Annotated in this window: 1 protein-coding gene; it reads left to right on the top strand. The window is 78.9% G+C overall.

The window, feature by feature from the left end; translation table 11 throughout:
- Positions 1-679: S-layer homology domain-containing protein (locus tag HMPREF3159_RS13575; RefSeq protein WP_141748238.1), on the top strand; the 679-nt coding region annotated here is incomplete at its 5' end.
- Positions 680-706 lie beyond the last annotated feature (27 nt).

Raw genomic sequence — 706 nt, forward strand, 5'->3', positions numbered from 1 at the left:
GCCGCGCCGCACCCTGCTCCTCGCGGGTGCCGCGACCGCCGCCGCGGTCGGCGCGGTCTCCGCCGGGGTCGTGCTCCCGCGCATGCTCGGCCCCGCCACCAGCCCGTTCTCCGATGTGGCCGACGGCGATGCCGGGCTCGAGGCGATGCTCTGGGCGGACGACACCGGCGTGCTGCCCGCGGTCGGCGGCGCCTTCTCGCCGGACGCGGTCGTGACCCGAGGCGAGGTCGCCGCGGCCCTGCACCGCTTCGCAGGCACCCCCGCGGTGCCGCTCGAGGACGTGCCGGTGCTCATCGTCGACCTCGGCGAGGACCCGGCGCAGGCCTCCGCCCTGCTGTGGCTGCACGGCCGCGGCGCGCTCTGGGGCGATGCCGAGCTGAAGGTCCATCCCGAGGATCCCGCGACCCGGGAGGGCGCCTCGGGGATGCTCGCCGCGCTGCTGCGTCCCGCCCTCGCGGGGATCGGCGCGGTCTGGCCCGCGGGCGGGGCCGACGGGTCCGGCGCGGCCGAGGGGAAGGACATCCCTGGGGGAATCTCGCCGGACGCGGCCTGGCTGACCAGCGCCGGGATGGCTCCCGACGGGTCGACGCACTGGCAGGGCGAGCAGGCGGTGACCCGCGCCGAGCTCGCGGCCGTGCTGCACCGCGCGGACGGCGTCATCGCCGGCGCGCTCGGCTGAGCGACCCACCCGCGCCGCGGCCGCACC

The organism is Brachybacterium sp. HMSC06H03, from assembly GCF_001807385.1.
Classification (GTDB): domain Bacteria; phylum Actinomycetota; class Actinomycetes; order Actinomycetales; family Dermabacteraceae; genus Brachybacterium; species Brachybacterium conglomeratum.